Genomic DNA, 6,400 nt, shown 5'->3' with positions numbered 1-6,400 from the left:
CGTGAAAGTGACGGCGCAAGTGACCGACGTTGCGGGCAACGCATCGGGTGTCGCAGAAGATACGCAAGGCGTGGATACTATCATCGCTGCCGAAATCGACATCTTAAACATAGCCGGTGACCACAAGATAAGTGCTGATGAGTCTAATGCCGATGTGACCGTTGTTGGTTATGTTAATAAGGATGCTCAGCCTAATGATAAAATCGACTTTTACGTAAATGGAGAGCTTATTGGTTCAGGTTTCGTATCTAACGAGCCTCATTTGGATGCTCATGGTAACCAGATTGGGTATAAATTTGAGTTTGTCACCAAAGGCTCTAACTTGATCCCGGATGGCGAAGTAGATGGTGGAGCAATTCTTACAGCTAAGGTGACTGTATCTGATGTTGCAGGAAACACGTTTGTTGCGACTACAACTGAACCGTATTTCTTTGATATAGATGCACCAGACGCGCCAACTATCACAAAAGTCACTGATGATTCATCTGGGTCTGACTATTCTGTCGTTACTCTTCATGGCACCGGTAGTGAACCGGGTAATGAGGTTGAAGTATTTGCTAAAGATGCTAACGGTGTATATGTCACTATTGGAACAGCAACTGTTCAACAAGACTTGGCATGGACACTGGATATTTCAAGCGAATCAGCTATTCCAGTGAACGACAACGAGTTCTTGTATGCTAAAGAGAAGGATTCTTTTGGCAACGTAAGTGAAGCATCTGATAGTGTGCATTATTTCCACGGTGAATACTCGACTGTCTCAGCAGAATCAACGGACGACTTTGTATTACTTGGTAGCGGTGATGATCTATTCAAATCAAACCAAGATGATGCCAACAACAAGTTAGTGGTTGATGGTGGTGCTGGCAATGATACAGCTGAGTTGAATTTCGCATCTATGAGCGCTTCGGTTGCACTTAATGCAGATGGCTCTGTGACAATCACTGAGGCTAATGGTGATGTGAACACTTTCATTGAGTTTGAACACTTTAAGTTTACCGATGGTACGAAAACGACTTCAGAGTTGTTTGCACCTAAAGTGATTTTGGAAAGAGATCAGGATGATGTGATCAACAGTGATCGCTCTACGGTGGGCTATACGATAACGTTGCCTGTTGGCGCTGTTGTTGGTGCAATGCTCACGATAGTTATTGAGGGTGTAACACAAAGCTTTGCGCTAGAACCTGAACATATTGCTGCAGGGACGATCTCTGGTTCTATTGACTCTGGTTCAGTCGTAGGTGACGAGCTATCAATCTCAGCTGAAATTACCTATGGCAATCAGCCAAGTCATTTGGAGTTTAAAGATAGTGACCAGCTAGCCGTCAATGAGGGGCCTCAGGGTAATGACTTCGTTGTTACATTATCTCCTGATTCTTCTGTTATCGGTTTTGACTTTGAAACTGAAAGCATAGCAGATGGCCAGCAAATTGATGTTGTTACGGATCGTGAAGATGATGCCAACTCAACGGACGCAAAAGAAACAACGATCAGTTTCGATTCTCTTCCTGTTTTGGGAACCGTTTACGTTGTCAATAGCGATGGCAGCCGTACAGAAGTCACGAAAGACACAGTTGTAAAAGTGACGGATAAGCTTGAGTACGATTTACATGATGATGTCAATGACAAGCTGAGCTTTGATGCTCAAACTGATTTCAAAGGGGTATATGCAGACGATACCGTAACGAGCTTTGTTCTTGATAGCGGCGTCATTATCTCTGGCGGACACTATACGGGTTCAAGACCAGATACAGACAGTTCATTAACCCCGGATGAACTATTTTTCGATAATGCGGATAATGAAAAAGGCCTTGGTGTTGGTAGCTCTGAACTTGATGTCAGCACGAAAGATTACATCAGTGTAGATTTCTCTCAAATTTCACAAGGAAAGACGGATGTCTTGGTAAAAGAAGCCAATGTTACTTTTGGTAGCGTTTGGGGGAATTACAACGACACAAGTTCGGCGGATGCTCAAATCCATGTGCTTGTCTTTAAAGATGGGCAAGTGGTTCAAGAGTTTATCTACGATGATGATCAACAGCCTATTTATGACGGTTCGGGTGTCTTTACAGCCAACATCAAAGTCGATGGTGGATTTGATGAAATTCGAGTCTACACCACTCATGGCACAGATAATCCAAACGACAACGGCAACTCCAATGTCACATTGCAGTCAGTTGAAGTTGTTGATGCTGCTGTGTCTGAAGAGGTTGTTTATGAAGCGACTGATAGCGATAAGGGTACCGATAAAGGAACGATTGATTTCGTTACTGACTCTACAGAAACATCGACCAACAATGCACCACATCTTGCAGACACTCGATTTAGTGAGGTAGGCACGGAAGATACTGAGATTTCGCTCAATTTGGGTGCATTGAATCCGACCGACCCTGATGGTGACGCAGTTTATATTAGTAATGTCAGTGTCGACCCAAGCTACGGAAGCTTAGTGCTAACACATGATGCAAATGGTGTAGTGACAAGTGCAGTGTTTAAACCAGCTGAAAACAAACACTTTGATGATGTGCCATTTACAGTGACGGTTTCTGATGGTCATAAAACGGATACTGCAACAGTGATGTTGGAAGTCAAAGCGGTGGCTGATGCGCCTAATGTAACGGTAGTGTTCGGGGATAGCGTTACAACTAACGTAACGATGGACTCTACCCTTCATACTAAACTGGTTAATGGTCAAGTATTGTCTGAAGCTGATAAAGCTGCATTGGGTGTTACAGGGGTAGTTGTTGAAGTAAACCGAAATGCTACCGGCACGAATGACTCAGAAGTTCTATTCGGTAGCGCTCAAGCTGACACTATGTACGGAAAGTATGGTAATGATGTCTTTGTTGGCGGGGCCGGTGATGACAAGATTGACGGTGACGACTCTTGGTCCACAACTGATCGTGATGGTGTTGACACCGTTATCTACTCAGGTCCGTTATCTAACTACACATTGGTTAACAATGGCGATTTTGGTGGGAAAGTTGATCAATGGGCCGTATTTGACGCGACAGGTAAAGACGCGTCTGCTCGAACAGGAACGTCTTGGGAGCTTACGGGTGATCATCTTTATGAAATCGAACGACTAGTGTTCTCGGATGCGATAGTGACTTTAAATCCAGATGGTACCTATCACGTAGAACAGATCACAGAGACAGCGCTGAACCTATCTGCATCAGTCGCCGATCGTGACGGCAGTGAGTATCTTGATGAAGTCCAAATTAAAGGACTTCCTGATGGAACGATGATTATCGATAAAGACACAGGCGAAACTTTAGGTGGCTTCCAAAATATAAATGGTGAGCAAGTTTGGGTCATTGATATAGAAGGTAATTCTACGCAAAGCATCAACTACGATAATTTGGTGGTTCGTACTCCTTCATCAGAAGCGCTAGACGTCGATGTTCATGTTGTGGCTAAAGAGAATTCGCTACCGCAATCAGATGCGGGTGCAAGTACGGAAGTCAATGCGGCTGCAAGCAATGATGTGCTTGCTGATCAAGGTGGTGAGGTTCCAACAACGCTTATTTCGCTTGTGATTGATTCGTCGGGCTCAATGGCTTCTAAGCCGACTGGTCTAACAGAATCAAGGATTGAGTATGTATTGGAAGCGTCTATTGAGCTGCTTAAAAACGTTAAGTCTCAACAGGGTAGCGAAAGCGTATTAGTACAAATGATTGACTTTGATACTGATGCGACTCACGCAACGAATGGCTCATCAAGTGTATGGATGACGGTCACTCAAGCTATTTCTGTGTTGAATAGTGCTTTGGCTAATGTTGACAATGATAACTACAACGGTATTTTCGATGCGGAAGGTTGGACAAATTACGACCAAGGCGTTGACGCCGTTATGGCGGGCTATCAAGATGCTACAGTTAAAGGTATTACTGGTGATACAAACGATGTGATCTATTTCTTGAGTGACGGGGCTCAAAACCAAGGAACAATAGGAAGTGATTGGGCTGCGTTCATCAAAGGGAAAGATGTAACAGCTGTTGGCGTGGGTAGTGAAGCCAATGTTCCATCATCTGGTTTGATTCAAGTATCTGGAAGTGCAGATAATATAGTTTACATACCAGACGAGAAGTTAGTTACCGATTTGCCGAAACTTCGTCCTACTATTGGTACCGCTGGTTCATTGTTGATGTCGGTTTCGGGTGATGATGCAACAGAAGTGGTTATTGATGCGACGAAAGCGCAAGTCATTCAGATGATTGACACTGACTCTTCTGTAATCAATATGCCTGATAGCTTGTCATTCAGTGTGGATAGCGTTAGCAATGAGTTACTTGTTTCCACTCTGTATGGTGACTTCCGTATTGGACAAGATGGTTCTTACTACTTCCAGCCTGATTCAAGTGCTCCGAAGATTAACACTGGTCAATCAGTGGCCTTTGAAGTGCTAATGACAGTCAAGGATGTGAGTAGTGTTGAATCAGAACAGCTAGTAACACTCAATGTGAGTCCAAATGGCGAGTCTAATGCTGCAGCAACGTCATCGTTCAACGCTTCTACTGGAGATGACCAAATCCGAGGTACAGACAACAACGACATTATCCTAGGACATGCTGGAAACGATGTCCTTGATGGTGGCCTTGGTGATGATCTCTTGTTTGGCGGTGCAGGAAGTGACCTTCTTATCGGTGGTCTTGGTAATGATATCCTAACCGGTGGCGATGGTGCTGATATCTTTAAGTGGGTTGATATGGAAACGGCGAGAGATCTCGTTACGGACTTCAACGCGTCGCAAGGCGACAAGCTGGACCTAGCGGATCTCTTTGACGATATGTCTAAAGCGGATATCGATACCTTGCTGGCCGATCTCGGTAGTGGTGACAATCAAGGGGCGGTAGGAGACGTGTCTATTCGCGTTTCCGATGATGCGAGTGCATCACACCTCACTATCGTCAAGGGAGGGCAAACCTTAACGATTGACTTTGATGGTGCGTCGGCAGCGGATATCACCAGCAGCTTGATGGATAACCTAAACCATTTAAAGGACTAAAATAACGAAAACCGGAGCTTGTATGGGCTCCGGTTTTTTGTGCTGTCTGCAATTTGGTCTAAGCAACCGGTCATATAAGCAAGCTGCAATAAAAAAGAGCCTCGATTTTTGTCGAGGCTCTTTTTTAAAGTGCGATTCAGAATTTACAACACCTTACACGCAAAGCCTTTGAGGTAGAAACCTTCTGGGTAAGCGGTGTCGGTTGGGTGATCGGCAGCTTGCTCAAAACGCTCGACAAATTTAACACTGCGGCCTGCATCTACCGCCGCATCGGCGATGATTTTTTGGAATAGCACTTGGTCCATCAAGCCTGAGCATGAGTAAGTCAGCAAAGTGCCGCCTGGCTTGAGAATTTGCATGGCCAACATGTTGATGTCTTTATAGCCACGACATGCGCCATTGAGCTGCGCTTTGCTTTCAGCAAACTTTGGTGGATCCATGATCACCACGTCAAATTTGGTGCCTTGATCTCGATATTCACGCAAAAGTTTAAAGACATCTGCGTTTAGGAAAACAGCGCGTTTCTTAGAAATATCGAATTCATTGAGCTCAGCATTAAACTTTGCCGTATCGAGTGCTGGTTGAGAGACATCAGCGTTAATCACGCGCTTTGCGCCACCTTTTAGGGCATAGAGGCCAAAACCACCAGTGTATGAGAAGCAGTTGAGAACCTCTTTGTCTTTGACGTATTTCATCGCTTGTTGGCGACTGTCACGCTGATCTAAGTAGAAACCGGTTTTGTGTCCACCGACAATATCAACGCTAATTTTGACGCCATTTTCTTCGATAACAACAGATTTTGGTGGCATTTCACCATGTAAAACGCCGATTGTTTCTTGGAGACCTTCTTTCTTACGTACGGAAACATCTGAGCGCTCGTACACATTGCAGTCAGGGAAAACTTCAATTAATGCGTCAACAATATTTTGCTTTTGATGTTCGGCGCCAGCACTGAGAAGTTGGCAGACGAAGAAATTTTGGTAACGGTCGATGGTCACACCAGGCATGCCATCAGATTCTGCTGCAATTAGGCGATAGCCTGTCAAACCATCTCGCTCAATCACATCTTCGCGAAGAAGTTGAGCGTCTTGGATACGTTTTACAAAAAACGCTCTGTTAACATCTTGCTTTTCAAAGCTCCATACGCGAGCACGAATTTGAGATTCAGGAGAATAGGCTGCTTTGGCTAACCATTTGCCATCGTGACCATAAACATCAACGGTTTCTCCTAGTTGTGGATTACCTTCGACTCTATCGATCCCACGAGAAAAGATCCAAGGGTGGCGTCTAACAACAGACTTCTCACGACCTTTGACTAAATAGATGGCAGCAGACATTGAAATTCTCTTAAGCAAAAATGAAAGTGGGGTATTTTCAAGGAATCAGAGTAGA

Annotated in this window: 2 protein-coding genes; one reads left to right on the top strand and one right to left on the bottom strand. The window is 44.5% G+C overall.

The annotated features are described in order from the left end of the window. Window positions 1–19: 19 nt before the first annotated feature. Window positions 20–5,008, top strand: a complete 4,989-nt coding sequence (locus PQQ36_RS14805; protein ID WP_273661758.1) for a type I secretion C-terminal target domain-containing protein — start codon at window positions 20–22, stop codon at window positions 5,006–5,008. Window positions 5,009–5,151: 143 nt separating this feature from the next. Here the strand turns inward: PQQ36_RS14805 and PQQ36_RS14800 are convergent, their stop codons facing one another. Continuing rightward, entirely contained in the window at window positions 5,152–6,345 is a 1,194-nt protein-coding gene (locus PQQ36_RS14800) for a class I SAM-dependent methyltransferase (RefSeq protein WP_103189103.1), read from the bottom strand. Between the last annotated feature and the right edge of the window lie 55 nt (window positions 6,346–6,400).

The sequence above is a fragment of the Vibrio sp. CCUG 15886 genome (assembly GCF_028570825.1).
Lineage (GTDB): Bacteria > Pseudomonadota > Gammaproteobacteria > Enterobacterales > Vibrionaceae > Vibrio > Vibrio vulnificus_B.
This window is presented reverse-complemented; position numbering and strand designations above follow the sequence as displayed.

Excerpts from the sequence above, each read along its gene's own strand:
- PQQ36_RS14800 (WP_103189103.1), bottom strand. The coding sequence starts at position 6,345 with ATGTCTGCTGCCATCTATTTAGTCAAAGGTCGTGAGAAGTCTGTTGTT.